The sequence below is a fragment of the Streptomyces sp. NBC_01268 genome, assembly GCF_036240795.1.
Taxonomy (GTDB): domain Bacteria; phylum Actinomycetota; class Actinomycetes; order Streptomycetales; family Streptomycetaceae; genus Streptomyces.
In genome coordinates, this window is record NZ_CP108454.1 from 4512781 (window position 1) to 4538035 (window position 25255).

The following is a 25255-nucleotide window of genomic DNA, read 5'->3' on the forward strand; positions in this document are numbered from 1 at the left end:
TGTTGTCAGTGGCGTACGTCACGATGGGGTCATGAAGCGGAAGACGGTGCCGAAGGTGGCGAAGGCGAGGAAGCCGGAGGTGCGGCTGCCTCCCCTGGAGGCGTTCCTGGGGCGCGGCCTGGAGCCGGACGGGGACTACGACGGGGTGGCGTTCGACGGCCTGGACCTGACGGGGCAGGACGGCGCGGGGGCGCGGTTCCTGGACTGCGCGGTGCGCGGGTGCGCGCTCGACGAGGCGCGGCTGACGTCGGCCCGCTTCCTCGACTCGGTCCTCGAAGGGATACGGGGCGTGGGCACCGACCTCGCCGGGGCGCAGCTGCGGGACGTGGAGCTGGTGGACGCCCGGCTCGGCGGCACGCAGCTGCACGGCGCGGTCCTGGAGCGGGTGTGGGTGCGGGGCGGCAAGGCCGACTATCTGAACCTGCGGTCGGCCAGGCTGAAGGACGTCGTCTTCGAGGGCTGCGTGCTCAGCGAGCCCGACTTCGGGGGTGCGGTCCTGGAGCGGGTCGAGTTCGTCGACTGCGTCCTGCTGGGGGCGGACTTCGGCGGGGCGCGCATGAAGGACGTCGACCTGCGGACGGTGCAGCGCCTGGAGATCGCCCGCGGGGTGGAGGCTCTGTCGGGCGCGGTGATCTCCCCGACGCAGCTCCTCGACCTGGCGCCGGTGTTCGCGGCGCACCTGGGGGTGCGGGTGGTGGACTGAGCCGGGGCGGCCGGGCCGCGCCCGCGCGCGCCTACGTCACGCGCGGGAAGCGCGCCTGCAGGGCCCACACCGCGGGGTTGTCGGCCAGGCCCTCGTGCATGTCGGTGAGGTCGGCGATCAGGTCGTGGAGGAAGTCGCGGGCCTCGCGGCGCAGGGCCGTGTGGTTGAAGGTGAGCGGCGGCTCGTCCCCCGGCATCCAGTCGGCCTCGACGTCCACCCAGCCGAAGCGGCGCTCGAACAGCATCCGGTCCGAGGACTCGGTGAAGTCGAGCTCCGCGTACTGCGGCTGGGCGGCGCGGCTGCCGCGCGGGTCCTGGTCGAGCTGCTCGACGATGTCGCACAGCGCCCACGCGAAGTCGAGCACCGGGACCCATCCCCAGGCTGTGGACACTTCCTGGTCCTTCACCGTGTCCGCGAGGTAGACGTCACCGCAGAACAGGTCGTGCCGCAGCGCGTGGACGTCCGCGTGGCGGTAGTCCGTCTGCGGCGGGTCGGGGAAGCGGCGGGAGAGCGAGTAGCCGATGTCGAGCACGGGGAGATGGTGTCATGCCCGCGCGGACCGGTGCACCGCCCTCGCCACCCGGGGCCCCAGCCAGCGCTTGAGACGGCGCAGCGGCTCCAGCTGTTCGGCGGCGCGGTCGAGGCGGTAGTAGAGCTGGGGCGGGACGTGCGGGAGCAGCGGGGAGTGGCGCTGGCCGAGCAGGGCGAACATCATGGCCGGCTCCAGCCGCATGTAGCGCGGCAGGTTCTCGTACCACTGCGCGCTGTAGCGGGCCGCGCTCTGCGCCGAGACGAGCTCCGCGCGGCGCCGCTTGCCGTACGTGGTGAGGGCGGCGTCCAGGTCGCCCGCCGGGCGCAGGGCGGCGGCCAGCGCGAGGGCGTCCTCCAGGGCCAGGGTGGTGCCCGCGCCGATCGAGTAGTGGGTGGTGTGGGCCGCGTCGCCGAGCAGGACCAGGTTGCCGTGGTGCCAGGTCCGGGTGGTCAGCGTGCGGAAGGTCAGCCACTGCGCGCTGCCGTCGGCGTGCTCGCGCCCGATCAGCGGTGCGCCGTCGAGGAGGTCGGCGAACAGCTTCTCCAGCAGGTTCAGGCTGTCCGCCTCGTTCATCCGGTCCAGCCCGAGGCCGGTCCAGGTGGCGGGGGAGCACTCGACGACGCAGGTCGACCGCTCGCCGCTGAAGCCGTACGCGTAGCACCAGATCCAGCCGTGCTCGGTCTCCTTGAAGGCGAAGCTGAACGAGTCGAAGACCTTGGTCGTGCCGAGCCAGATGTACTGGTTCCGCCCGCTGGTCAGCTCGGCGCCGAAACGGTCGGCGTGCGCCTCGCGGAGCGCGCTGTGCACGCCGTCGGCGGCGACGACCAGGTCGGAGCCGGCGAGCTCGGGGGCGTCCGGGCCGCCGACGCCGTGCTCGAACTCGACGCGCACGCCGAGCTCCCGGGCCCGGTCGGCGAGGAGCGTCAGCATCCTGCGGCGCCCGATGCCGAAACCGGCGTCGCCGTGGTGGGTGGTCCGCTCGTCGCGGACGATCGCGACGCCGTCGGTCCAGGTGACCGAGGCGGCGGAGACCGCCTCGGCGGAGGCGGGGTCGCCCGCCCGCAGCTTGTCGAGCAGCCCCGCCCAGTAGGTGACGCCCCAGCCGTACGTGGAGCCGGCCGGGTTCCGCTCGTACACGGTGATCTCGTGGGACGGGTCCTGGCGCTTCATCAGGATCGAGAAGTACAGACCGGCAGGCCCGCCGCCGACGACGGTGATCTTCACGTGCGCTCCCACGGGGACATGACGCTGTGCGCTGGAATGGCAACGCAGGGTAGCAGTGCGGGGCCCGGGGGACCGGGAATGCCGCGCGCGAGGCGTGACGTCGCACCCCGGCGCGCCGGGCCGGCCGGAGCCGCGCCGGACGGGCTGAAGCGGCGCCGGCCGCCAGGCCGCTACGGCAGCAGCCGCTGCTCCTTCGCCACCGCCACCGCGCCCGCGCGCGTGTCGACGCCCAGCTTCGCGTAGATGCGGCCCAGGTGGGTCTTGACCGTCGCCTCGCTGATGAACAGCGCCCGCGCGATCTCGCGGTTGCCCAGGCCGTGCGCCAGCTGCCCGAGGATGTCGCGCTCCCGGTCGGTGAGCGTGGGGCCCGCCGCGCCCCGCATCCGGTCCATCACCCGGCTCGCGACCGGCGGCGACAGCGTCGTACGGCCCTGGGCGGCGGAGTGGATCGCGGCGAACAGCTCCTCGGGCCGTTCGGCCTTCAGGAGGTAGCCGGTGGCGCCCGCCTCGATCGCCCGGGTGATGTCGGCGTCCGTGTCGTACGTGGTGAGGACCAGGACGTGGACGCCGGAGGCCGGACCGGCGATCCGCCGGGTCGCCTCGACGCCGTCGATGCCGGGCCCGAGCTGGAGGTCCATCAGGACGACGTCCGGCCGCAGGTGGCCGGCCATCGCGACGGCCTCCTCGCCGCTGCCCGCCTCGCCGACCACCTCGATGTCGGGGGCGCTGCCCAGCAGGGCGAGCAGTCCGGCGCGGACGACGGCGTGGTCGTCGCAGAGCAGGATGCGTACGGTCACTCGCCTGCCTCCAGGGGGCGTGAGAGGGGGATCGCGGCGGAGAGCACGGTGCCCTCGCCGGGAGCGGACTCGATCGTCAGCGTGCCGCCCAGCTGCTGCGCCCGCACCCGCATCGCGGGCAGGCCGTGGCCGCGTACGCCCCCGTCGGGGCGGGTGGGCGCCGGGTCGAAGCCGCGGCCGTCGTCGGCGACGTCCAGGACCACCTGGTCGTCCAGGTACGTGAGGGTCAGCGCCGCCGAGGCGGCCGCCGCGTGCTCGCGGATGTTGGCGAGGGCGCCCTGCGCGATCCGCAGCAGCGCCGACTGCACCCGGTCCGGCAGCGCGACCGCCGTCCCGTCCACCCGGAACGCGGCCGACTCGCGCGTCGCGAGCCCGCGCAGCGCCTGCTCCAGCCCGCCGCCCTCGGCGAGGTCGGCGGGGGCCAGGTCGTGCACGAAGCGGCGGGCCTCGGCGAGGTTGCGCTCGGCGATCGACTCGGCCGTACGGACGTGCCGGCGGGCGGTCGACGGGTCGCTGTCCCAGGTGCGGTCGGCGGCCTGGAGCAGCATCTGCTGGCTCGACAGGCCCTGCGCCAGCGTGTCGTGGATCTCCATGGAGAGCCGCTGCCGCTCCGCCAGGGTGCCCTCGCGGCGCTCGGTCGCGGCCAGCTCCCGGCGGGTGCGGATCAGGTCGTCGATCAGGGCCCGCTGCCGGTCCGCCTGCCGCTCGGCGTGCACGAACACGGCGGTCGCGATGGCGGCGACGGCCGGCGGGGCGATCACCAGGTTGGGGTCCCAGCCGCCGTGCGACAGCTTCACCTGGGCCGTCACCACGAACACGGTGAGCAGCGTGACCAGGCCGAACGCGGCCCGCGACGGCAGGGTCCGCAGACCCGTGTAGAAGAGCGGCACCGCGCACCAGGCGAAGCTGGGCGCCAGCACGACCAGGACCATCCACACGGCGACGACCGTGCCCAGCCAGGCGATCCGCCGGGGCGTGGCGCGGGTCCCGAGGACGGGCCCGAGGAGGTACAGGGACGCGAGCGCGCCGGAGAGGGCGATGATCCAGGGGCTGCGCTCCTCCCACGGGTGGCGCAGCAGGAAGCGGGCGAGCGAGGCGCCGAGGAGCAGGAAGAAGGCGACGTGCATGACCCGCGCGAGCCAGCGTGCGTCCGGGTCGTGCTCCATCGTCCACCTCTCGCCGCGTCGCCGGCCGATCCGTCGACCAAGCTCATGACCAGGCCGTTGACCTGGGAATACGTATCCATCCTGGCCCAAGGGGACCAGAGCGGCATCAACCGATCGGCTGACACCTCCGTCATCCACTATGCGCGCCGGGCCGAGCCGGAACGTGGACCGGACGGCCCGGATTCCGGGCGGAGGATCGATACCAGAGCGAACGGAACACCGACACCGGCCGCCGTCACCGACTCCCAGGAGCCCGCCATGAAGAAGAAGATCCTCCTCGGCACCACCGCCGCCGCCGTTCTCGCCGCCGGCACCTTCGGCGCCGTCTCCGCCAACGCCTCCGCCCCGCAGGCCGCGCCCGCCGCCGTCGCGAAGAAGGCCGACGCGGACCGCGACAACCTGCGCCAGGACACCCACCTGACGATCGAGGCCGCCACCAAGGCCGCGCAGGCGACGCTGAAGGCCGCCGAGAAGGAGAACCAGCGGGTCTCCGTCGCCGTCGTCGACCGCAACGGCAACACCATCGTCACCCTCCGCGGCGACGGTGCCGGCCCGCAGTCCTACGAGTCGGCCGAGCGCAAGGCGTACACCGCCGTCTCCTGGAACGCCCCGACCTCCGTCCTCGCGGGCCGCCTGGCCCAGGCCCCGAACCTGAAGGACATCCCGGGCACCCTCTTCCTCGCCGGCGGCGCTCCCGTCGCCGCGAACGGTGCCCCGATCGCCGGCATCGGCGTGGCCGGCGCGCCCTCGGGCGACCTGGACGAGAAGTTCGCCCAGGCGGGCGTCGCCTCCCTGAACGACTGACACCCATCCCGGAGGGCCTCCTGACCGGCCCTCCCGTGGGACACCCCGCACGTCAGCGGCGCCCGGACCCCCCGCCGGGCGCCGCTGATCCGTATCCGCGCCCGCGCGGCGGCTGATTCGTACTCCGATCGATTCGTACGTCTGTTTAGGATCGGTTCGTGAACGCGCGCAGCCGAACCGGAGCCCTGGCCCTCGTCCTCGCCCTGCTCACCGCCGGCTGCACCGGCGGCGGGGCCGGCGGGGTCACCGGCACACCGGGTTCCGCGGGGCTGCGCGACCCGTACTTCCCCCGGCTCGGCAACGGCGGCTACGACGTCGGCCACTACGCCCTCACGCTCGCCTACGACCCGGCCACCGGCCGCCTCGACGGGCGCGCCGAGATCACCGCGAAGGCCACCCAGGACCTCAGCGCCTTCAACCTGGACCTCGCCGGACTCACCGTCCGCGACGCCACCGTCGACGGCGCGCCCGCCGCCGTCAGCCGCGCCGGGAACGAGCTGACCCTGCGCCCGCGCGAGGACATCGACGCCGGCGAGGAGTTCCGTGCCGTCGTCGCGTACGACGGCGTCCCGGAGACCGTCACGGACGCGGACGGCTCCGAGGAGGGCTGGCTGAAGACCGCGGACGGGGCCGTCGCGGTCGGCGAACCGACCGGCTCCATGGCCTGGTTCCCCGGCAACCACCACCCCTCCGACAAGGCCACGTACGACGTCACCGTCACCGTCCCCGCCGGGCTGAAGGCCCTCTCCAACGGCGTGATGACCTCCGCGAAGACGACCGCCGACGGGCACACCACCTCCGTCTGGCACTCCGCCGAACCCATGGCGAGCTATCTGGCGACCCTCGCGATCGGGAGGTACGACACGACGACCGCGACCGCCCTCGGCAAGGTCCCCGTGCTCACCGCCGCCGACCCGCAGGTCGCCGCCGAGAGCGCCGCGCTGCGAGCCAGGGTGCCGGAGATCCTGAAGTGGCAGACGGAGAACTTCGGCCCCTACCCCTTCGCCGCGGCCGGGGCGATCGTCGAGCGGGACGGCGACGTCGGCTACGCGCTGGAGACCCAGAGCCGCCCGGTCTTCCCGCTCGGCTCCTTCGACACCCCGACCCTCGTCCACGAGCTGGCCCACCAGTGGTACGGCGACTCCGTGTCGCCCGCCTCCTGGAAGGACATCTGGCTGAACGAGAGCTTCGCGACCTACGCGGAGTGGCTGTACGCGGAGGACTTCGGCGGCACGCCCGCGCAGAAGAGCTTCGAGCGGGCCTTCGCCGACGAGGACGCCTGGGCCTTCCCGCCGGCCGAACCGCCCACCGCCGAGGACCTGTTCGGCGCGCCGGTGTACCAGCGGGGCGCGATGGTGCTGCACAAGATCCGGCAGGCGGTCGGCGACGACGCGTTCTTCGAGATCCTGGCGGGCTGGCCGGCGAAGTACCGGCACTCCACCGCCACCACCGAGGACTTCACGCGGTACGTGGAGTCGGTGGCGGGCCGCGACCTGGGGGACCTGTGGGACGTCTGGCTGTACGGCGACGGGAAGCCCGCCAAGCCGTAGGGCCCGTCAGGCCCTCGGCCCCTCGGCGCGGACACGACCTAGAGCGCCTTGCGCAGGACCAGGCACGGGCGGCCGTGCGCCAGGTCCGGGCGGCGCGCGGTCCCCTCGTAGCCGAGGGAGGTCCAGAAGGCGAGCGCCCGGGGGTTGTTCTCCAGGACGGCGAGCCGCAGGCCCGTGCGGCCCTGGGAGCGGAAGCCCTGCTCGACGTACCCGGCGAGGCGGCGGCCGAAGCCCGCGCGGTGCGCGCCGGCGTGGACCATCAGCAGGCCGAGCCATGGATCGGGGTCGGCCGGGTCGGGGTGCCGGCCGAGGGTGACGGCGATCGCGACCAGGCGCCCCTCGGAGCGGGCGAGCAGCACCTCGGCGGTCGGCTGGGCCAGTTCGTCGGCGAGGGCGGCGGCGACCTGCTCGGGCCGGATGCGGCCCGGGTCCGGGAAGTCGCCGCTGAGCTGCTGGAACTCCTCGTTCGAGGCGTACAGCTCGGTGAGTTCGGTGAGCAGCGGGCCGGGCAGGTCGTACGGGTCCTTGGCGGTCAGCGGTTCGACGATCACCCGGCAAGCGTAGAGCCCCGGCGCGCGGGCGCCGGGGCTCCAGGTCACGCGGAGCGGTCGGGTCAGATGTTGACGCCGAAGTCGCGGGCGATGCCCTCCAGGCCGGAGGCGTAGCCCTGGCCGACGGCGCGGAACTTCCACTCGGCACCGTTGCGGTACAGCTCGCCGAAGACCATGGCGGTCTCGACGGCGGCGTCCTCCGACAGGTCGTAGCGGGCGATCTCGGCGCCGCCGGCCTGGTTGACGATGCGGATGTACGCGTTGCGGACCTGGCCGAAGTTCTGCGAGCGGTTGACCGCGTCGTAGATGGAGACCGGGAAGACGATCTTGTCGACGTCGGCCGGGAGACCCGCCAGGTTGACGTTGATCTGCTCGTCGTCGCCGCCGCCCTCGCCGGTGCGGTTGTCACCGGTGTGGACGATGGTCTGGTCCGGGGTGGACTTGTTGTTGAAGAAGACGAAGTGCCCGTCGGAGACGACCTTGCCGGTGCCGTTGACACCGATCGCGGAGGCGTCGAGGTCGAAGTCCGTGCCGGTGGTCGTGCGGACGTCCCAGCCGAGGCCCACGGTGACGGCGGTGAGGCCCGGGGCCTCCTTGGTCAGGGAGACGTTGCCGCCCTTGGAGAGGCTTACAGCCATGGGAAGTCCCTTTCATCGCGGTGTGTTCACAGCGGATAACGCGCGACGGGGCGCGGCGGTTCCAGCCCGGCGGAGTCCACCCGGACGGCCCACCGCGAAATCGGGGTGACGTCGGGGTCCCCGGACGGGGAACATGGATGACATGTCCGGTCCGTATGTCATCCGCGGCTCCGTCTCGCTGCCCGAGGCCGAGCTCCAGTGGCGTTTCTCGCGGTCGTCCGGTCCGGGCGGGCAGCACGTCAACACCAGCGACTCGCAGGTGGAGCTGCGCTTCGACCTGGCGGCGACGGAAGCGCTCCCCGAGGTCTGGAAGGCCCGCGCCCTCGAACGGCTCGCGAGCCGCCTGGTGAACGGCGTCGTCACGGTCCGCGCCTCGGAGCACCGCTCCCAGTGGCGCAACCGCGAGACCGCCGCCGTCCGGCTCGCCTCGCTCCTGGCCGAGGCCACCGCCCCGCCACCGAAGCCGCGCCGCGCGACGAAGATCCCGCGCGGCATCAACGAGCGCCGGCTGCGGGAGAAGAAGCAGCGCTCGGACACCAAGCGCGGCCGCCAGGGCCGCGACTGGTAGCCCCTGTGGCCCCGTGGGCGCCGGACCCGCCGGCTCCGGCAGACCGGCCGGCGCCTATCCCAGCGTCCGGTACTTCCCCCGGAAGTACGTCAGCGGGCCGCCCTCCGCGGAGGGCAGGGTCGTCGCGAGCACGCGGGCGACGACGAGCGTGTGGTCACCGGCGACGACGCGGCTCTCCGTGCGGCACTCCAGCGTCGCGAGCGCGCCGCCGATCAGCGGGGCGCCGCTGTGCGGGCCGCGGGTGTAGGGGAGGTCGGCGAAGAGCAGCCGGTCGCTGACCCGGCCCTTCATCGCGAAACGGCCGGCGACGTGCCGCTGGCTCTCGGCGAGCAGCGACACCCCCCAGACGGGCACCTCGGCGAGCAGGTCGTCCATGCGCGAGTCGTTGCGCAGGCTGACCAGGACCAGCGGCGGGTCGAGCGAGACCGACAGGAACGCGGTCGCCGTCATGCCGACGTCCTCGCCCGACGGACCGTCGTCCGGGTCGTGCGCCGTCACCAGGACCACGCCCGCCGCGAGGCGCGCCATCGCCGCCTTGAACTCGTCGTTGCTCACCCCCTCAGCATGAGGGATGTCCAGGTCGCGGAGCGGGGCGGCGACGGGGGTCGAGGCACGGGACGGGGCGGGGGCCGGGGCGGGGGTCTTCTGCAGCACCCTCGCACGCTAGTCCGGGCCACGGGCCCCTTACATCGGGCCGTGGGACCAGTCCGGTTTCCCCCGCCGGTCCTAGGACCCTTTCGCCCGCCCGCTGCACCCCGTTCACCGGCCGTTCGGAATACCCCACGGCACCTTGTGACTTGAGTCACAGAGCACAGTATTTGTTGACCCTGTGTACCGGGTGCACAGCTCGCTGTGATTCAGTGACTGGGACAGTGCAGTACGAAGCCGATGAGAACCCTGGAGTTAGCTGTCGAGGTCTCGGGGAGAGCGAGCAATGGAGACCGAGTCGGAGCCGTACGTCCGTCTTGCGACCCTGCGGCAGCTGCATCAGGTCGTGGCGGACCTCAATACCGCCCGCAGCCTTGCGGACACCTTGCAGGCCGTCGCCGACGGCATCGTCGCCGGGCTCAACTATGAGCTGGCCTGCGTCAATCTCGTACGCCCCGACGGCGACCTGGTCGTCGCCGCCTTCGCCGGCAGCCCCGCCGCAGAAGCCCTGATCACCGGCCGGGTCGGCTCCCGCGCCTCCTGGGACCGCCGCCTCACCATGGGCGAGTCCTGGGGCGACCTGCGGTTCATCCCGCACACCGAGGGCTGGGTGCTGATCGAGGACGACGTCCCGCAGTGGCACACCGAGGGCCCCGCCCCCCGCTTCGAGGACGAGTGGCACCCCCACGACCGCCTCTACGCCCCCATGTACGCCTCCGGCTCCGGCCGCGAGCTGCTCGGCGTGATCTCCGTCGACCGCCCGCGCAACGGACGCCACCCCGGCCCCTGGGGCCGCGAAGCCCTCCAGATGTACGCCTCCCAGTCCGGCATCGCGATCAGCAACGCCCGGCTGCGCTCCAACATGCAGCGCGCCCTCGTCCGCCTGGAGCGCGAGCAGCAGGCCCTGCGCGCCAGCGAGGAGTCCTTCCGGCAGGCCTTCGAGTACGCGCCCTCCGGCATGGCCATCGCCGAGATGGGCGGCGACCAGCACGGACGCCTGCTGCGCACCAACGACGCCCTGTGCCGGCTGCTCGGCCGCCCCGCCTCCGTCATGCGCCGCTACTCCTTCGCCGACCTCGTCCACCCCGAGGACATAGGGACCCTGCTGCGCACCTCCGCCGAAGGCGGCCGCGCCGAGCTGCGCCTCGGCCGCCGGGACGGCACGTACGTCTGGGTCTCCCTGCGCAACTCCGTCGTCGCCGACACCGCCGACGGCCCCCGCTTCCTCCTCACCCACGTCGAGGACATCGAGGAGCGCAAGCGGCACGAGCTGCAGCTCGCCCACCGCGCCTCGCACGACGCCCTCACCGGCCTGCCGAACAGCGCCGAGCTGCGCTCCCGGCTCTCCGCCCGGCTCTGCGAGCGCCCCTTCGCCGGCTCCGGCGCCCCCGCCGACGAGTACGAGCCGCCGTACGAGTACGACTACGACCACGCGCACGGACACGGCTTCGGCTTCTCCCCGGTCGGCGCCGCCGCCGGGGCGTACGACGGGCACGTGCACTCCGTCGCCCCCACCGGCGGCGAGGTCGACGACGGTACGAAGGGGCTCGCCGTCCTCTTCTGCGACCTCGACGGCTTCAAGTCGATCAACGACCGCTTCGGGCACCACACCGGCGACGCCGTCCTCATCGAGGTGGCCCGCCGGCTCACCACGGGCGTACGGGACGGGGACACGGTCGCCCGGCTCGGCGGCGACGAGTTCGTGGTCCTCGCCGACGGCCTGGGCTCGGCCGACGCCGCCGACCTCGCGGTGCGGCTGCGGAACGCGATCATTCCGCCGATCCGGGTCGACGGGCGGGCGGTCCGGGTCGGTGCCAGCTTCGGCATCGGCTGGGCCGAGTGCGGTATGACCGTGGAAGAGGTCCTGAACAGCGCGGACCAGCGGATGTACATAGAGAAGCGGTCCCGCTCGAAGATGCACCGCCGCGCCGGATAGGCCCCGGAGACGGGTTCCCGTTCACGGGACGTACACGGAGCGCGGAATTCCCCGCAGGGCCGTTCGGGGTAGGCTCGGCCGGTCGGCGACGGCCGGCGAGCAGGGAAAGGGAGTGACCCGGATGGCTGCGGGCAACGACGGCGGGAAGACGCCCGAGGACGACGATCCGTTCGGCTACCTGTACGAGGACGGCCAGGCGGCAGGCGCCCAGCCGCCCCAGGGCGGCGGCTACGGCTACCCCGGCCCCGCGTCCCAGCCGGGCGTCCCCCGCACCTCGTACAACCAGGTCCGCACGGTCGGCGAGCGCCAGTACGGCGGCCGCCCCCCGGCCCCCCACGTCCCGCAGCAGCAGGCGTACGGCCAGCCGCACCCGCAGTACGCGGCCCCCGAGACGTACCCGGGCGGCCCCCAGACCCGCCAGACCCCGATGCCCCCCACCGGGCGCGGCGGCGGCCCCAACACCAAGGGCCTGCTGATGGGCGCCGTCGCGGTCGTCGCGGTCGTCGTCATCGGCATCGCGGTCGCCGTGATCAACAACAACGGCGGCGAGTCCGACAACGCGGGCAGCGCGGGTGGCAAGACCACCGCCCCCACCCAGGTCGAGGAGTCCCCCTCCACCGACTCCAGCCCCTCCTCCAAGCCGCCGACGGAACTGCCGCAGCAGGACGCGGCGACGCTGAAGCTGGGCGGGTCGGCGGTGCTGGCGAAGGACATCAAGGGCGCGGAGGGTGCGGACGGCGCCTACGTGACCGGGTTCAACGCGATCGGCTCGTCGGTGACCTGGCAGGCGGACGTGCCCGAGGCCGGGGAGTACTACCTGTACGTGCGGTACGCGATCCCGGCGAAGGACGCGAACGCGACGCTGACCGTCAACGACAAGGCGAACAGCAATCCGATAGGGCTGAAGAACTTCGTCGGCTCCTCGGACCCCAACCTGGAGAAGAACTGGCAGACCACCTGGGCGCCGGTCACCCTGAAGCAGGGGCAGAACTCGATCAAGCTCTCCTGCGAGCAGGGCAACCAGTGCGACGCGCTCTTCGACTGGCTGAAGATCAGCAAGACCAAGCTGAGCGGCTGAGTGGTGCGGCGGCCGCCTGACGGCCGTGGCGGCGGGGCTCCTTCGGGAGCCCCTTCGTCGTTCCGGGCGCGGGTCGCCGAGGGCGGTGATCCGGCGTCAGGCCGCCGTCGCCGGGGCCTGGACCGTGATGCGGGGGAGCATCGCCTCGTACGCCGTCTCGTCGAACTCGCCGGCCACCGGGGAGAGGACGGTCGCCGCGGAGAGGGCGACGGCGTGGGCGAGCCGGGTGGGCCAGTCGGTGCCGTCGACCAGGCCGGCGAGGAGGGCGGCGACGGCCGAGTCGCCGGCTCCGGTCGGGTTGCCCTGGACGGGGGCGGGCGGGGCCGCCTGCCACAGGCCCTCCGGTGTGACGGCGAGCAGGCCCTCGGGGCCGAGCGAGGTGACGACCGCGTGGGCGCCGCGGCGGCGGGCGTCGCGGGTGGCGCGGTGGGGCTCGCGGGAGCCGGTGAGCAGGGCCAGTTCGTCGGCGTTGGGCTTGATCAGGTCGGGGCGGGCGGCGATGCCGCGGCGCAGTGGTTCGCCGCTGGTGTCGAGGAGGACCGGGACGCCGGCGCCCCGGGCGAGCCGGACGAGTTCGGCGTACGCGCCGACGTGGATGCCCGGCGGGAGGCTGCCGCAGAGCGCGACCGCCCGTGCCCCGTCGAGGAGTTCGGTGTAGCGGGTGGTGAACGCGGCCCATTCGGACGGGGCGATGGCCGGGCCGGGCTCGTTGAGCTGGGTGGTGTCGCCGGTGGCGGCGTCGACGACGGCGACCGTGCGCCGGGTGGGCCCCTCGACGGGGACCAGCGCGTCGTGGACCCGCTGCCCCTGGGTCGTGCGGGCGAGGAGTTCGCGCAGGGTCGCGCCGGTGGCTCCGCCGGCGAAGCCGGTGACGACGGTCTCGTGGCCGAGGGCGCCGAGCACCCGGGCGACGTTGAGGCCCTTGCCGCCGGGGCGTTCGATGACCTGGGTGACGCGGTGCGAGGCGTGCGGGACGAGGGCGGGCACCCGATAGGTCAGGTCCACCGCCGTGTTGAGGGTGACCGTGAGGATCACCGGCGCCACCCCCGTCGTCTCGTGTCAGCGCTGCTGGCGCCCTGATCATGCCAAACAGATGGCGGTTGGCCCAGACCCTGGACCAACCGCCGTGACGTGATTTCAGGTACGTCGCGCGTGCTCAGCCCAGCTGGGGCTCGACCACCCAGGTGCCCTTGCGCATGACGCCCTTGAGTTCGAAGTCCGCGTCGAGGACGACGAGGTCGGCGTCCTTGCCGGGCTCCAGGGAGCCGACGCGGTCGTAGACGCCGAGCAGCTTGGCCGGGTTGGCGGAGATGGCCTGGACGACCGACTCCACGGGCAGCCTGTCGATGGTGGCCGCCCGCTTGAACGCGCGGTCCAGCGTCAGCGTCGAGCCGGCGATGGAGCCGCCCTCGACGAGCCGCGCCACACTGTCCTTCACCTCGACCTCCAGCGGGCCGAGCATGTAGCGCCCGTCGCCGAAGCCGGCGGCGTCCATCGCGTCGGTGATGAAGGCGACCCGGTCGGCACCGGCGTGGTGGAAGGCGAGCTCCAGGGCGGCCGGGTGCAGGTGGGTGCCGTCGTTGATGAGCTCGACGGTGATCCGCTCGTCCTCCAGGAGCGCGGCGATCGGGCCGGGCGCGCGGTGCGCGAGGCCGGGCATCGCGTTGAAGAGGTGGGTGGCGACGGTGGCGCCGGCGTCGATCGCGGCCTGCGTCTGCTCGTACGACGCGTCCGTGTGCCCGATCGCGGCGATCACGCCGTGCTCGGCGAGCAGGCGTACGGAGTCGATGCCGCCGGGCAGCTCGGTGGCGAGGGTGACCATGCGGGCCTGGCCGCGGCCCGCGTCGATCAGCTTGCGCACGTCGGCCGGGTCGGGGTCGCGCAGCAGGGTCTCGTCGTGGGCGCCCTTGCGGCACGGCGAGATGAACGGGCCCTCGAAGTGCAGGCCGGCGATCTCGCCCTGCTCGGCCAGCTCGGAGAGCAGTCCGGCGCGCTCGGTGAGGAAGTCCATCTCGCCGGTGACGAAGGAGGCGACGACGGTGGTGGTGCCGTGCAGCCGGTGGGTGTGGACGCCGGTGAGCACCTCGTCCACGGTGCCGGAGGTGAAGGAGGCGCCGCCGCCGCCGTGGTTGTGCATGTCCACGAACCCGGGCACGAGCCAGTGGCCGGTGAGGTCGAGGGCCGGTGCGTCCTCGCGGGTGGAGCCCGCGATGCGGCCGTTCTCGACGATCACTCGTCCGTTCTCGACGATCCCGGTCGGCAGCACCACGCGGGCCCCGGTGAGAACTGTGGAAACGGCCATCAGGCGGATACCTCCGAGTCGGTGGGGTGCTGGTCGGCGAGCAGGTCCCAGGCGAGGAGGCCCGCGCCCAGGCATCCGGCGGTGTCCCCGAGGGCCGCCGGGACGATGGCGGGCAGCTTCTGGAAGGTGACGCGCTCCTCCACCGCGGCCCGTAGGGGTGTGAACAAGGTTTCCCCTGCCTCGGCGAGACCGCCACCGATGATGAGCGTGCGGGGGTCCAGCAGGGTGAGCGCGGTGACCAGGCCGTCGGCCAGGGCGTCGACGGCGTCCTGCCAGACCCGTGCGGCGGCGGGGTCGCCGGACTCGACGGCCTTGGCGCAGTCGGCGGCGTCGGCGGCGGGGTCGCCGGAGGCGGTGGCCCAGGCGTGCGAGACGGCGGAGGCGGAGGCGTACCGCTCCAGGCAGCCGCGCTGGCGGCAGCCGCACTCGATGCCGCCCGGGCGGACCACGATGTGGCCGATCTCGCCCGCGTAGCCGTGGGCGCCGGCCTCGATCTCGCTGCCGATGCCGATGGCCCCGGCGATGCCGGTGCCGAGCGGCACGAAGAGGAAGCGGTCGGCGCCGTTCCCGGCGCCGATGCGGCCCTCGGCGAGGCCGCCGGTGCGCACGTCGTGGCCGAGGGCGACCGGGATGGCGCCCAGGCGCTCGCTGAGCAGGGCGCGCAGGGGGACGTCGCGCCAGCCGAGGTTGGCGGCGTAGACGGCGATGCCGTTCTCGGCGTCGACGATGCCGGGGACGGCGACCCCGGCGGCCGCGGCGGGCTCGCCGTACCGCTCCTGGCCCAGGGCGCGCAGCTCCTCGGCGAAGCCGAGGATCGTCTCGACGACGGCCTCTGGTCCGCGCTCGCGGCCGGTGGCGCGACGGGCCTCGTGGAGCAGGGTGCCGTCCGCCCCGACCAGGGCGGCCTTCATACCGGTGCCGCCCACATCGAGGGCGATGACGTGTCTCACGAGGACAGTCTCGCGCGTGAGCACCCGAAAGGTCTAGTCCACTGTGGAGGATTGTTGCGCACGGATACAAATTCGAAGGGGTGACGGCCCGTGATGCGTTGCAAAAGCGATATGCAGGTGGTGTAGACCTCCCCGGCGCGGTCGGGGGAAACTTGCCGCTCACGGAGGTTCGACGGCGAGCAGACGATGAGCAAAGGGTGGGTTACAGCTGTGCAGCGGCGACGATTTCTTGGACTGGCCGCGGCGGCCTCCGCACTCGGCCTGACCGGCGCGCTCTCCGGCTGCGGCACCCTGAGCGGTGAGACCGGCGACGTCACCCTCAAGCTGGTGGCCGCCGACTATGACCTCGCCGGCGGCGACTCCACCAAGAAGTACTGGGCCGGCGTCGTCTCCGCCTTCGAGGCGAAGAACCCCGGCGTGAAGGTCCAGGTCCAGATCGAATCCTGGAACGACGTCGACCGCAAGGTCGCCGAGCTGGTCAAGGCCGGCCAGGCCCCCGACATCGCCCAGATCGGCGCCTACGCCGACTACGCGTCCGCCGGGCAGCTCTACTCCGCCGACGAGCTCCTCTCCATCCGGGTCCAGGCCAACTTCCTCGCCCCGCTCGTCGCGGCCGGCGAGAACAAGCGCACCCAGTACGGGCTGCCCTTCGTCGCCTCCACCCGGCTGCTCTTCTTCAACGAGGGCCTCTTCGAGAAGGCCGGCATCACCGCGCCGCCCACCACCTGGGACGAGCTCGCCGCCGCCGCGCGCAAGCTGGAGAAGAAGGGCGTGAAGTACCCCTTCGCGCTGCCGCTCGGGCCCGAGGAGGCCCAGGCCGAGACGATGATGTGGCTGCTCAGCGGCGGTGACGGCTACACCGACGCCACCGACCACTACAAGATCGACTCGGACGCGAACATCCGCACCTTCGAGTGGCTGCGGACCCACCTCGTCGCCGAGGGCCTCACCGGCCCCGTCGCCCCCGGCAAGCTCAACCGCAAGGAGGCCTTCGCGGCCTTCGCCCGCGGCGAGGTCGGCATGCTCAACGGGCACCCGTCCCTGATGCAGGAGGCCGCGAAGAAGGGCGTCAAGGTCGGCAAGGTCGCCCTGCCCGGTGCGTCCGGCAAGGCCAGGGCCACCATGGGTGTCGCCGACTGGATCATGGGCTTCAAGCAGAACGGGCACCGCAAGGAGATCGGCGCCTTCCTCGACTTCGCCTTCAACGACGAGAACGTCCTGAAGTTCGCGGGCGACAACGGCCTCCTGCCCGCCACCATCACGGCCTCCGCCAGCATGGAGTCCGACCCGGCCCACGCCGACCTCCGCGAGTTCCTCCAGGCCCTCCCCGACTCCCAGCTGCCCCCGGTCGGCAAGACCTCCTGGGCCCGGGTCAGCGGCGCCGTCAAGGAGAACATAGGCAAGGCCGTCGCCCCCGACGCCAAGCCGGCCGAGGTCCTGGGCCGGATCGCCCGCGAGGCGACGGCGGCGGAGAACGCGGAGTAGCGGCACCGCGGGACAGCTCGGCAGGAGCGACCGGACGCCGACGGCATAGGTTGGTCCGCATGACCACCGAACCCGGCGAGCTGGGCGAGCGGGAGCAGGCCGTCCTGGCCATGGAACGGCGTTCCTGGCCGGGCCCCGGCGCCAAGGAGCGGGCCGTGCGCGAGCGGCTCGGCCTCTCCGCGACCCGCTACTACCAGCTGCTCAACGCCCTCCTCGACGATCCGCGGGCCCTCGCCCACGACCCGGTCACCGTGAACCGCCTGCGCCGGGTCCGCGCGGAGCGGGAATCCCGCCGCTGACCCGTCCGCCCGGCTCGTCCCGCCCCGCTGACGCGGGCCGCGTCCCTGGGTAGGGTCGTGAGCATGGTCAGCAGCCTTCCGCACCCGACCACAACCGCCGGCCGCGACGGTCTCGCCGCGCTCCTCGCGCGCCCCGAGAAGGCCGTCGTCGCCCTCGACTTCGACGGGACGCTCGCCGAGATCGTCCCCGACCCCGAGCGGGCGCGCGCCCACCCGGGCGCCGTCCCCGCCCTGGCCGCGCTCGCCCCGAGGGTGGCCGCCGTCGCCGTGGTCACCGGCCGCCCCGCCGGAGTGGCCGTACGGTACGGGGGCTTCGCCGGCGTCCCCGGCCTGGAGCACCTCGTGGTCCTGGGCCACTACGGCGCCGAACGCTGGGACGCCGTCACCGGCACCGTCCACGCCGCCGCCCCGCACCCCGGCGTCGCCTCGGTCCGCGCCGAGCTCCCCGGCTTCCTCGACCGGATCGGCGCCTGGCCCGGCACCTGGATCGAGGAGAAGGGCCGCGCGGTCGCCGTCCACACCCGGCGCGCCGCCGACCCGCAGGGCGCCTTCGAGGCCCTGAAGGGTCCCCTGGGCGACCTGGCCACCCACCACGGCCTGGTCCTCGAACCCGGCCGCATGGTTCTGGAGCTCCGCCCCCCGGGCATGGACAAGGGCGTCGCCCTCGCCGACTACGTCCACGAGCTGGGCGCCGAGTCCGTCCTGTACGCGGGCGACGACCTGGGCGACCTCCCGGCGTACGCGGCCGTCGAGAAACTCCGCTCCGACGGCACGCCCGGCCTCCTCGTCTGCTCCGCCTCGGCCTCGGAGTCCGTCCCCGACCTCGCCGAACGCGCGGACCTCACGGTCCCGGGCCCCGCGGCGGTCGTGGGACTCCTCGCCGGGCTGGCGGAGGCGATCCGGAACGCCTAGCGGCCCCCGGGTGCCGTGAACTCGCTTTCGGCCACGTCTGATTGCTTTCGGACGTCTTCGTCGCCGGGTGGTTCGGGTGGGCGGCCCCGTGGCACCCTCGGACGTGACGGCGGTGACGTGACGGGGCGGGGGTTGCCTTGGCTGACGAATGGCTCGATCTGGCCGATGCCGTAGGGCTGTTGAGAGAACAGCTGGCGGCCGCACAGCGCGCCGCCGACGGTTCGGACGTACGGTTCCGGGTCGGCGAGGTCACCGTCGAACTGTCCGTCCAGCTGACCCGGACCACCGGGGGCGGCGGCTCGCTGCGGTTCGGGGTCCTCGGTGCCGACGGCAAGCGCGAGCACGCCGACGCCACCACGCACCGCCTGCAGATCACCCTCCACCCGCGCGGCCGGACCGGGGGTGACCTGGAGATCGGCGACTTCGACTAGCGCCCGACAGGGGGACGGGGTGAGGCTGGAACGGGTCGTACGGATCCGGCTGCGGGACCCGGAGGGGCGCCGCGGCGCCGGCACGGGCTTCCTCGTCGCGCCCGGTCTCGTCCTCACCGCCGCGCACCTGCTCCGTACCCGCGACGGACGGCGGCGCACCGCCACCGTGGACCGGCACCCGGCCACCGTCCGCTGGCTGCGGTACGACGAGGCCGTCGACGCCGCCCTCCTCCACGTCCCCGCGCTCGCCGACGCCCCCACGACCGGGCCGCAGCGCTGGGGTGACCTCGCCACCTCACGGCCCGGGCACCCCGTGGAGGCCTACGGCTTCCCGCGCTTCCAGCTCCTCCCCGGCGGCCGCGAGCGGGCGGGCGAGCACCTGGCCGGCCGGATCAGCCCCGGCTCCGGCGCCGCGGCGCGCCGCTGGGAGGTCCTGAGCGGTGATCCGCTGCCCGCCCCCCACCCGGAGGACGAGGACAGCGCCTGGGCCGGCATGTCCGGCGCCCCCGTCTTCAGCGGCGACCTCCTCCTCGGCGTGGTCCGCCGCGACCGGCGCGCCGCCGCCGGGAGCCGGCTCACCGTGACCCGCAGCAGCGAACTCCTCTCCGACGACGCCTTCCGGGCCGCGCTGCGCGGGGCGTCCGTCGGCGGCCGGCAGCCCGTCACCGAACCCGCCGACCTGGCCGCCCTCCTCGAACCCGCCGTCCCCGAACGGGACCTGCGCTCCCCGGCGATGCTGCTGCGCGCCGACGTCGAGGCCACCCCGTTCCGCGGCCGCCGCGAGGAGTGGCGCCAGCTCTCCGACTGGTGCCTGGACGCCGGACGCGGCGGCCTGTCCGTACGCGTGCTGACCGGGCCCGGCGGCCAGGGCAAGAGCCGGCTCGCCCGCGAGCTCGTCGAGGCCGTGGCCCTGACCCCGGGCTGGGTGGGCGGGCTGCTCCGCGCCGACCTCGGCGACGAGACCTGGCAGGGCGGCGGCCCGTCCGGCGCCACCGCGGCGGCCCTCGACGGGCTCGCCGTCTGCGCCCGCGACCTGCTCCTCGTCGTCGACTACGCCGAGTCCCGCCCCCGCTGGATCCGCCGGCTCGTCGAGCGGCTGCGCCCCGCGGCCGCCGCGGGCCGCACCGTGCGCCTGCTGCTCGTCGCCCGGTCCTCCGGCGGCTGGCAGCTCGACCCGTACGACGTGTCCGCGGCCACCCACGAGATCCTCGCCTCGGCGCTCAGCTCCGAGCTCGGCCCCCTCGACGTGACCTCGGAGGACCGGCGGGACGCCTTCCGGGCCGCCGTCCGGGGACTCGCGGAGCTGCTCGGCCACACGACCGGGCCCGAGGGGTACGACTGGACCGCCGTCGCCGACCGCGTCGCCCCGCCCGCCGACCTGGCCGGCAGCCGCTACGCCACCGCGCTCAACGTGCAGATGGAGGCGCTCGTCGCGCTGCTCCAGGCCGGTCCCGAGCCGCTGGACGCGGTCCCCGGCGAGGCCGTCGAGGCCACCCTGCTGCGGCACGAGGAGCGCTACTGGGCGCGGGCCTTCGCCGGTTCCGGCCCGCCCCTGCCGATGCCGCTGGTCCGGCGGATCGTCGCCGCGGCCACGCTGTGCGGGGCGGCCGACGAGGACGAGGCGATCGCCGTGCTCGCCCGGGTCCCGGGCCTCGGCGGGGAGGCGGCCAGGGCGCATGCCTGGGAGTACGCCGAGGCGCTCCGTCGGCTCTACCCGGCCGCCCACGAGGCCTACTGGGGCAGCCTCCAGCCCGACCGGGTGGCCGAGTTCCAGGCCTCGCTCCTGGTCACCGAGGTGCCCGCGCTGCTGCCCGCGCTCACCGCGCGGGCCACCCCCGCCCAGCAGATCCAGGCCATGACCGTGCTGACCCGCTCGGTGGTCGCCCACGCCAACGGCGGCCGCACGGGATGGCGCGACGCGACCCTCGAACGGCTCGGCGGCCTCGTCGACGGCCCCGACCTGGGCACGGAGGTGCTGCGGTCCTGCGCGGTCGCGCTGCCGCCGTCCTCCGACGCCCTCGCCCACTTCGCCGGCCGGCTCACCGGCCGGCTCGTCGAGCGGTACCGCGAGGAGGGCGGGGACCCGGCGGCGCTCGCCTGGGCGCTGGAGCAGTCGGCCGAGGCGACGAGCACGCTCGGCGACTGGCGCCAGGCCCTCGCGGCGAGCGAGGAGTCGGTCGCGCTCCGCCGCGCCCTGCCCCGTACCCCGCGCACGGCGTACGAACGCAGGCTCGCCGAGGGGATGATGCAGCTCGCGAACCTGCGTCGGTGGGCCGACCGGGCATCTGACGGTCTGCCGCTCGCCGAGGAGGCCGTGGAGCTGTGCCGCAGCGTCGTCCGCGCCGAACCGGACGCGGCGCGTCCGGCGCTGGGCAGGGCGCTGACCGCGCTCGCCCGGGTGTACGCGGACATGGCCCGCAGGTCCGACGCCCTGCGGGTGGCCGAGGAGGCGGTGAGGGTCCGGCAGGCCCTCGCGGACGAGGACCCCGTCTACGAGGCCGGATGGGTGGTGTCGCTCCGACTGCTCGCCTCCTGTCAGACGGAGACGGGTGCGATCGAGGAGGGGACCAGGACGGCGGAGGCCGCGCTCGCCGTCCAGCGCCGGCTCACGCGGGAGAACCCGGACGCGCACCTGGAAGGCCTCGCCCGCACGTTGAAGGACGTCTCCTGGCACTACTGGCAGGCAGGTCTCGACGAGGCCCGCAGCCTCGACGCCTCGGAGGAGGCGGTGGTCCTGCTGCGCCGCCTCGCCGTCGGCAACCCCGACTCGCACGACGACAGCCTGGCCCACGCCCTGGTCAACCTCGCCGCCTCCCAGCCGGCCGCGGAGGCGCTGGTCAGCCTCGACGAGGCCCTCGCCATCGACAGGCGCCTGTTCCGGCGCCTGCCCTGGCACGATGACAACCTGCGCCTGCTGCACGCCAACCGGGCCGCCTTCCTGTGGGAGCTGTCGCGGGAGGCCGAGGCGATCGAGGCGCTGACCGTCGCGGTCGGCCTCGGCCGGGAGCTGTACAGGGACCACGCCCTCGCGTACGGGCTGCAGCACGCCAAGGACCTCGAACGGCTGGCCCGGTACCAGCACGACACGCTGCAACGTACGGAGGAGCCGCTCGCCGCGGTCGAGGAGGCCGGCGCGATCCGCCGCTTCCTCGCCGAGCTCCATCCCGACCCCGACCCGTACGAGACGGGCCGCGCCTTCTCCTGCTACCTGCGCTCCTGGTACCTGTGGGCGAGCGGCCGGCTCGCCGAGGCGGCGGAAGCGTCGGCGGAGGGCATCGCGCTGTACGAGCGGCGGCTGTCGAGCGGGGGCGAGGTCCCCCTGCTCGACCACATCACCTGCCTCGACCACGCCGCGCTCCTCAAGGAGGAGACGGGGCACGGTGCGGCGGCGCTCGCCGAGCGGTACCGGATCGTCGGGATGGTGCGCCCGCTCGCGGCGGAGGGGCCCGAGGGCCGGCGGCGGCTCGCCGACCACCTGTGGCGGACTGCCTCGCTGGCCGAGCGGACCGGTGGCGTCCGGGACCGGCTGGCGGCGCTGCCCCTGATCCGGGAGGCGGCCGAGGTGTACACGCGCCTGCGCCCCGACCGGGTGCGCGCATGGGACGAGGACCTGACCGACGCGGCGGGGACCTGGATCCGGCTGCTGGAGGGCACCGGGCGACGCTCGGAGGCGGCTGCCGTGCGCCATCGCTATGGCCTGCACGACGCCTGATCGGGCCGGGACCGCCGGGGCCGACCTGACGAGAGGAGTACGGGAGAGATGACCGCACCAGCGCAGACGCCGGAGGAGGGGGACTCGGGGCTCGTCTTCGAATCCCTCGAAGCCTTCGTGAGCGAGTATCTGACGGAGATTCTGCGGCGCCCGGTGGACGGGCAGCGTTTCGCCTGGTGCGCCGAGTGGTGGCGGCATCCCGAGGCGATCGTCCGCTTCGCAGGGATGTGGCGGTCCTTCGAGTACCTGAGGCTGGACGTGTCCATGGGGATGTCCAACTGGTGGCTGCACCACGCCGATCCGCACCTCGCGGTGCTGATGGACGCGTACCGGGGGCCGTTCGTGCACTGCACCGGTCCTCAGGGCCACCAGGAGGCGTACGGCCCGCTCCCGCACAGCCCGGTCCCGCCGGGCGTGCTGGACCTGCCTGCCTTCTCGCTGGCGGCTGCCGACGCGGAGCAGGCAGCCCAGGCCGACGCCGGCACCCGTCAGGCCTGACGCACCGCGTCCAGCTGCGCCAGGAACCACTCCCGGGGCGGCAGCGCCGTCGCCGCGGTGGCGAGGCGCTTCGTGCGTTCGGCGCGTTCGGGGGCCGGCATCGACAGGGCCTCGTGGAGGGCCACGGCGGTCTGCGTCACGTCGTAGGGGTTCACCGTGAGGGCGTCCTCGCCCAGCTCCTCGTACGCGCCCGCCTCGCGGGACAGGACCAGGGCGCAGCCCTCGTCGGAGACGACGGGGATCTCCTTGGCGACCAGGTTCATGCCGTCGCGGACGGGGTTGACCAGGGCGACGTCCGCCAGCCGGTAGGCGGCGAGGGAGCGGGTGAAGTCGTCCTGGACGGAGAGCAGGACGGGCTGCCAGTCGGGGGTGCCGAACTCCTCGTTGACCGCCTCGGCGAGCTCGGTGACCGAGGCCGTGTACGCGCGGTAGACCTCCAGGTCCTGCCGGGAGGGGTACGCGGAGGCCAGGTGGACGACCCGGCCGCGCCACTCGGGGCGGGTGGCGAGGAGCTCGCGGTAGGCGAGCAGGCCGCGCGGGATGTTCTTGGAGAGTTCCGTGCGGTCGACGCGGACGATGGTCTTCCGGCCGCCGGTCTCGGCGCGCAGGTCGGCGAGGCGCGCGTCGACCGCGGGGCGGTGGGCGAGGGCACGCAGCTCGTCGCCGTCGACGCCCAGGGGGTACGCGGCGACGCGGGTGGTGGCGTCGACGAGCGGGTCGGCGAGGAAGGCGGAGGCCCAGGCGCGGGTGTGGAAGCCGCGCTCGTCCGCGCCGAGCATGCCCTCGACCAGCTCGCGGTGGATGTCGTCGGGCAGCATCTCCAGGTAGCCGGGCGCCGCCCACGGGGTGTGCGTGAAGTGCCCGATCCGCAGGTCCGGGCGGAGCGCGCGGAGCATGCCGGGGACGAGCGCCAGGTGGTAGTCCTGCACGAGGACCGCCGCGCCGGGGTCCGCCGCCTCGGCGAGGGCCTCGGCGAAGGCGCGGTTGTAGGCGCGGTAGGAGCCCCAGCGGCGGCGGAAGTCCGCGTCGAAGACGGGCTCGCGCGGGATGTCGTACAGGTGGTGGTGGAGGAACCAGAGCACCGAGTTCGCGATGCCGTTGTACGCGTCGGCGTACACCTCCGGGTCGATGTCCAGCATGCGTACGCCCGGTTCGGCGACCCCGCGGCGGACGGCCTCGCGATCGCCGTCGCCGAGCGCGGCGCACACCCAGAGGCCGCCCTCCGAGGAGACGGCGCTCAGGCCCGAGACGAGCCCGCCGCCGCCCCGCCGGGTGTCCAGGGAGCCGTCGTCACGCACGGTGTACGAGACCGGGCCGCGGTTCGATGCCACGAGGACGGTAGCCATACGGCGAACCTAGCCCGTCCGGTAAACGCTCAAACGTACGGATACCAGACGGGCGGGTTCGGCCACGGAGGGTGTGCGGCCCGGTCCCGCGGGCGCCGGGCCCGGCGCGCCGAGCGGCCACGGCCGGTCCCGGTCGCCGCCGGTCCCGGTGTCACGCCACGCGGCGGTGCGCGTACTCCGCGATCTCCGCCATCGGCGGGCGTTCCTCCGTGTCCACCGGGTACGTGTGGGGCTCGAAGCCCTTCTCGCCCCGCTCGAACTGGGTCAGCCGCGGGCGCACCAGATGCCCGCGGGACAGGCGCAGCTGCGCCGTCCGGTAGATCGCGGCCGCCATCCGGCCCAGCGCCCGCCCGTCCTGGTGCCGGTGCTTGCGCACCCCCACGTCCACCTGCGCGAGGGCGTCCAGGCCCACCGTGTGCAGGGCGTCGACGAGCAGGCCCAGCTCCACTCCGTAACCGACCGGGAACGGCAGCCGTTCGAGCAGCGAGCGGCGGGCCGCGTACTCGCCGCCCAGCGGCTGGACGAAGCCGGCCAGCTGCGGCCAGTGCAGATTGAGCAGCGGGCGCGCCACCAGTTCCGTCACCCGACCGCCCTGACCAGGGGTGTCGCCGAGCGGGCGGTCGTACATCGCCTTCACGAAGTCGACGTCCGGATCGGTGAGCAGGGGGCCCACGATGCCGGTGACGAAGTCCGCGGAGAAGTCCCTGAGGTCCGCGTCCACGAAGCAGACCACGTCCCCGTTCGTCACCATGAGTGACCGCCACAGGACCTCGCCCTTGCCGGGCACCGCCGGTATCCGGGGCAGGATCGCGTCGCGCGCCACCACCCGCGCGCCGGCCGCCGCCGCGACCTCCGCCGTACGGTCCGTGGAGCCCGAGTCGATCACCACGAGCTCGTCCACCAGCGGGACCGCCTCGGTCATCAGCTCGCGGCGGATCACGGAGACGATCGTGCCGACCGTCGCCTCCTCGTTCAGCGCGGGCAGCACCACGCTGACCCGCGTCCCCCGCTTGGCGGCGAGGACGCGCTCCAGCGGGCGGTCGGCAACGGACCAGGACCGCCGGGCCAGCCAGCGCTCCACCTCTTCCAGCAACGTGATCTCCATCTCGCGGATCGGACGACCGT

Annotated in this window: 24 protein-coding genes; 12 read left to right on the forward strand and 12 right to left on the reverse strand. The window is 73.9% G+C overall.

Annotated features, from left to right (window positions below):
- The first annotated feature begins 31 nt into the window (after nucleotides 1-31).
- Entirely contained in the window at nucleotides 32-703 is a 672-nt protein-coding gene (locus tag OG309_RS20100; protein WP_329422720.1) for a pentapeptide repeat-containing protein, read from the forward strand.
- A gap of 31 nt (nucleotides 704-734) precedes the next feature.
- Here the strand turns inward: OG309_RS20100 and OG309_RS20105 are convergent, their stop codons facing one another.
- From OG309_RS20105 to OG309_RS20120, 4 genes are all read right to left on the reverse strand, one after another.
- The gene (locus tag OG309_RS20105; RefSeq protein ID WP_329422722.1) at nucleotides 735-1235 is read right to left on the reverse strand and encodes a hypothetical protein; all 501 of its coding nucleotides are present in this window, start codon (nucleotides 1233-1235) and stop codon (nucleotides 735-737) included.
- Between the two features lie 12 nt (nucleotides 1236-1247).
- Nucleotides 1248-2459 carry an FAD-dependent monooxygenase gene (locus OG309_RS20110; RefSeq protein WP_329422724.1) on the reverse strand — a complete coding sequence of 404 codons (1212 nt, stop codon included), beginning with the start codon at nucleotides 2457-2459 and terminating at the stop codon, nucleotides 1248-1250.
- Nucleotides 2460-2629: 170 nt separating this feature from the next.
- Nucleotides 2630-3256 (reverse strand): response regulator transcription factor, encoded by a 627-nt coding sequence (locus OG309_RS20115; protein ID WP_329422726.1) that lies wholly within the window; start codon nucleotides 3254-3256, stop codon nucleotides 2630-2632.
- Nucleotides 3253-4422: a sensor histidine kinase gene (locus OG309_RS20120; RefSeq protein WP_329422728.1), complete on the reverse strand. Its 1170-nt coding sequence runs from the start codon at nucleotides 4420-4422 to the stop codon at nucleotides 3253-3255. The genes OG309_RS20115 and OG309_RS20120 overlap by 4 nt, the downstream gene beginning before the upstream one ends.
- A 258-nt stretch (nucleotides 4423-4680) precedes the next feature.
- Between OG309_RS20120 and OG309_RS20125 the strand changes: the two genes are divergently transcribed.
- Together OG309_RS20125 and OG309_RS20130 are read left to right on the forward strand one after the other, a co-directional pair.
- Complete coding sequence (locus OG309_RS20125) at nucleotides 4681-5226, forward strand: GlcG/HbpS family heme-binding protein (protein WP_329422730.1); 546 nt, start codon at nucleotides 4681-4683, stop codon at nucleotides 5224-5226.
- 158 nt (nucleotides 5227-5384) lie between these two features.
- Nucleotides 5385-6776: a M1 family metallopeptidase gene (locus OG309_RS20130; RefSeq protein ID WP_329422732.1), complete on the forward strand. Its 1392-nt coding sequence runs from the start codon at nucleotides 5385-5387 to the stop codon at nucleotides 6774-6776.
- Between the two features lie 38 nt (nucleotides 6777-6814).
- Here the strand turns inward: OG309_RS20130 and OG309_RS20135 are convergent, their stop codons facing one another.
- Together OG309_RS20135 and OG309_RS20140 are read right to left on the reverse strand one after the other, a co-directional pair.
- Nucleotides 6815-7327: a GNAT family N-acetyltransferase gene (locus OG309_RS20135; protein ID WP_329422733.1), complete on the reverse strand. Its 513-nt coding sequence runs from the start codon at nucleotides 7325-7327 to the stop codon at nucleotides 6815-6817.
- Between the two features lie 62 nt (nucleotides 7328-7389).
- Nucleotides 7390-7965 carry a TerD family protein gene (locus OG309_RS20140; RefSeq protein ID WP_329422735.1) on the reverse strand — a complete coding sequence of 192 codons (576 nt, stop codon included), beginning with the start codon at nucleotides 7963-7965 and terminating at the stop codon, nucleotides 7390-7392.
- 133 nt (nucleotides 7966-8098) lie between these two features.
- On the opposite strand from OG309_RS20140, the gene arfB reads away from it, so the two are divergent.
- Nucleotides 8099-8533, forward strand: coding sequence for an alternative ribosome rescue aminoacyl-tRNA hydrolase ArfB (gene arfB / locus OG309_RS20145; protein WP_329422737.1), 435 nt, complete (start codon nucleotides 8099-8101; stop codon nucleotides 8531-8533).
- Between the two features lie 54 nt (nucleotides 8534-8587).
- On the opposite strand, the gene OG309_RS20150 is transcribed toward arfB, so the two are convergent.
- Nucleotides 8588-9184 carry a flavin reductase family protein gene (locus tag OG309_RS20150; RefSeq protein ID WP_329428451.1) on the reverse strand — a complete coding sequence of 199 codons (597 nt, stop codon included), beginning with the start codon at nucleotides 9182-9184 and terminating at the stop codon, nucleotides 8588-8590.
- A 283-nt stretch (nucleotides 9185-9467) separates the two neighbouring features.
- Between OG309_RS20150 and cdgB the strand changes: the two genes are divergently transcribed.
- The gene (gene cdgB, locus OG309_RS20155) at nucleotides 9468-11117 is read left to right on the forward strand and encodes a diguanylate cyclase CdgB (protein WP_329422739.1); all 1650 of its coding nucleotides are present in this window, start codon (nucleotides 9468-9470) and stop codon (nucleotides 11115-11117) included.
- Nucleotides 11118-11238: 121 nt separating this feature from the next.
- A complete protein-coding gene (locus OG309_RS20160) occupies nucleotides 11239-12195 on the forward strand; it encodes a CBM35 domain-containing protein (protein WP_329422741.1) in 957 nt (318 codons plus the stop codon).
- Nucleotides 12196-12291: 96 nt separating this feature from the next.
- Here the strand turns inward: OG309_RS20160 and OG309_RS20165 are convergent, their stop codons facing one another.
- The 3 genes from OG309_RS20165 to OG309_RS20175 form a co-directional block, all read right to left on the reverse strand.
- Nucleotides 12292-13230, reverse strand: a complete 939-nt coding sequence (locus OG309_RS20165; protein WP_329422743.1) for a 1-phosphofructokinase family hexose kinase — start codon at nucleotides 13228-13230, stop codon at nucleotides 12292-12294.
- Nucleotides 13231-13351: 121 nt separating this feature from the next.
- Nucleotides 13352-14497 carry an N-acetylglucosamine-6-phosphate deacetylase gene (gene nagA / locus OG309_RS20170; RefSeq protein ID WP_329422745.1) on the reverse strand — a complete coding sequence of 382 codons (1146 nt, stop codon included), beginning with the start codon at nucleotides 14495-14497 and terminating at the stop codon, nucleotides 13352-13354.
- Entirely contained in the window at nucleotides 14497-15447 is a 951-nt protein-coding gene (locus OG309_RS20175; RefSeq protein ID WP_329422747.1) for an ROK family protein, read from the reverse strand. The genes nagA and OG309_RS20175 overlap by 1 nt, the downstream gene beginning before the upstream one ends.
- Nucleotides 15448-15633: 186 nt before the next feature.
- On the opposite strand from OG309_RS20175, the gene OG309_RS20180 reads away from it, so the two are divergent.
- The 6 genes from OG309_RS20180 (at nucleotide 15634) to OG309_RS20205 (ending at nucleotide 22784) form a co-directional block, all read left to right on the forward strand.
- On the forward strand, nucleotides 15634-16932 hold the full coding sequence (locus tag OG309_RS20180; protein ID WP_329422749.1) for an extracellular solute-binding protein: 1299 nt from the start codon (nucleotides 15634-15636) through the stop codon (nucleotides 16930-16932).
- Between the two features lie 59 nt (nucleotides 16933-16991).
- Nucleotides 16992-17231, forward strand: a complete 240-nt coding sequence (locus OG309_RS20185) for a DUF3263 domain-containing protein (RefSeq protein WP_329422751.1) — start codon at nucleotides 16992-16994, stop codon at nucleotides 17229-17231.
- Nucleotides 17232-17294: 63 nt separating this feature from the next.
- On the forward strand, nucleotides 17295-18143 hold the full coding sequence (otsB, locus tag OG309_RS20190) for a trehalose-phosphatase (protein WP_329422753.1): 849 nt from the start codon (nucleotides 17295-17297) through the stop codon (nucleotides 18141-18143).
- A gap of 137 nt (nucleotides 18144-18280) precedes the next feature.
- Nucleotides 18281-18574, forward strand: coding sequence for a trypco2 family protein (locus tag OG309_RS20195; RefSeq protein WP_329422755.1), 294 nt, complete (start codon nucleotides 18281-18283; stop codon nucleotides 18572-18574).
- A 19-nt stretch (nucleotides 18575-18593) separates the two neighbouring features.
- Complete coding sequence (locus OG309_RS20200) at nucleotides 18594-22286, forward strand: trypsin-like peptidase domain-containing protein (protein ID WP_329422757.1); 3693 nt, start codon at nucleotides 18594-18596, stop codon at nucleotides 22284-22286.
- 48 nt (nucleotides 22287-22334) lie between these two features.
- Nucleotides 22335-22784 carry a DUF4913 domain-containing protein gene (locus tag OG309_RS20205; RefSeq protein ID WP_329422759.1) on the forward strand — a complete coding sequence of 150 codons (450 nt, stop codon included), beginning with the start codon at nucleotides 22335-22337 and terminating at the stop codon, nucleotides 22782-22784.
- On the opposite strand, the gene OG309_RS20210 is transcribed toward OG309_RS20205, so the two are convergent.
- Nucleotides 22775-24130 (reverse strand): alpha,alpha-trehalose-phosphate synthase (UDP-forming), encoded by a 1356-nt coding sequence (locus tag OG309_RS20210; RefSeq protein WP_329422761.1) that lies wholly within the window; start codon nucleotides 24128-24130, stop codon nucleotides 22775-22777. The two genes, OG309_RS20205 and OG309_RS20210, sit on opposite strands and share 10 nt — an antisense overlap.
- Nucleotides 24131-24281: 151 nt before the next feature.
- Complete coding sequence (locus tag OG309_RS20215) at nucleotides 24282-25223, reverse strand: glucosyl-3-phosphoglycerate synthase (RefSeq protein ID WP_329428452.1); 942 nt, start codon at nucleotides 25221-25223, stop codon at nucleotides 24282-24284.
- Nucleotides 25224-25255: the final 32 nt, after the last annotated feature.

Bases quoted from the DNA above. Each gene is read 5' to 3' on its own strand.
- OG309_RS20205 (WP_329422759.1), top strand. From the start codon at position 22,335: ATGACCGCACCAGCGCAGACGCCGGAGGAGGGGGACTCGGGGCTCGTC.
- cdgB (WP_329422739.1), top strand. From the start codon at position 9,468: ATGGAGACCGAGTCGGAGCCGTACGTCCGTCTTGCGACCCTGCGGCAG.
- OG309_RS20185 (WP_329422751.1), top strand. From the start codon at position 16,992: ATGACCACCGAACCCGGCGAGCTGGGCGAGCGGGAGCAGGCCGTCCTG.
- otsB (WP_329422753.1), top strand. From the start codon at position 17,295: ATGGTCAGCAGCCTTCCGCACCCGACCACAACCGCCGGCCGCGACGGT.
- OG309_RS20140 (WP_329422735.1), bottom strand. From the start codon at position 7,965: ATGGCTGTAAGCCTCTCCAAGGGCGGCAACGTCTCCCTGACCAAGGAG.
- OG309_RS20210 (WP_329422761.1), bottom strand. From the start codon at position 24,130: ATGGCTACCGTCCTCGTGGCATCGAACCGCGGCCCGGTCTCGTACACC.
- OG309_RS20160 (WP_329422741.1), top strand. From the start codon at position 11,239: ATGGCTGCGGGCAACGACGGCGGGAAGACGCCCGAGGACGACGATCCG.
- OG309_RS20120 (WP_329422728.1), bottom strand. From the start codon at position 4,422: ATGGAGCACGACCCGGACGCACGCTGGCTCGCGCGGGTCATGCACGTC.
- nagA (WP_329422745.1), bottom strand. From the start codon at position 14,497: ATGGCCGTTTCCACAGTTCTCACCGGGGCCCGCGTGGTGCTGCCGACC.
- OG309_RS20125 (WP_329422730.1), top strand. From the start codon at position 4,681: ATGAAGAAGAAGATCCTCCTCGGCACCACCGCCGCCGCCGTTCTCGCC.
- arfB (WP_329422737.1), top strand. From the start codon at position 8,099: ATGGATGACATGTCCGGTCCGTATGTCATCCGCGGCTCCGTCTCGCTG.
- OG309_RS20180 (WP_329422749.1), top strand. From the start codon at position 15,634: ATGAGCAAAGGGTGGGTTACAGCTGTGCAGCGGCGACGATTTCTTGGA.
- OG309_RS20100 (WP_329422720.1), top strand. From the start codon at position 32: ATGAAGCGGAAGACGGTGCCGAAGGTGGCGAAGGCGAGGAAGCCGGAG.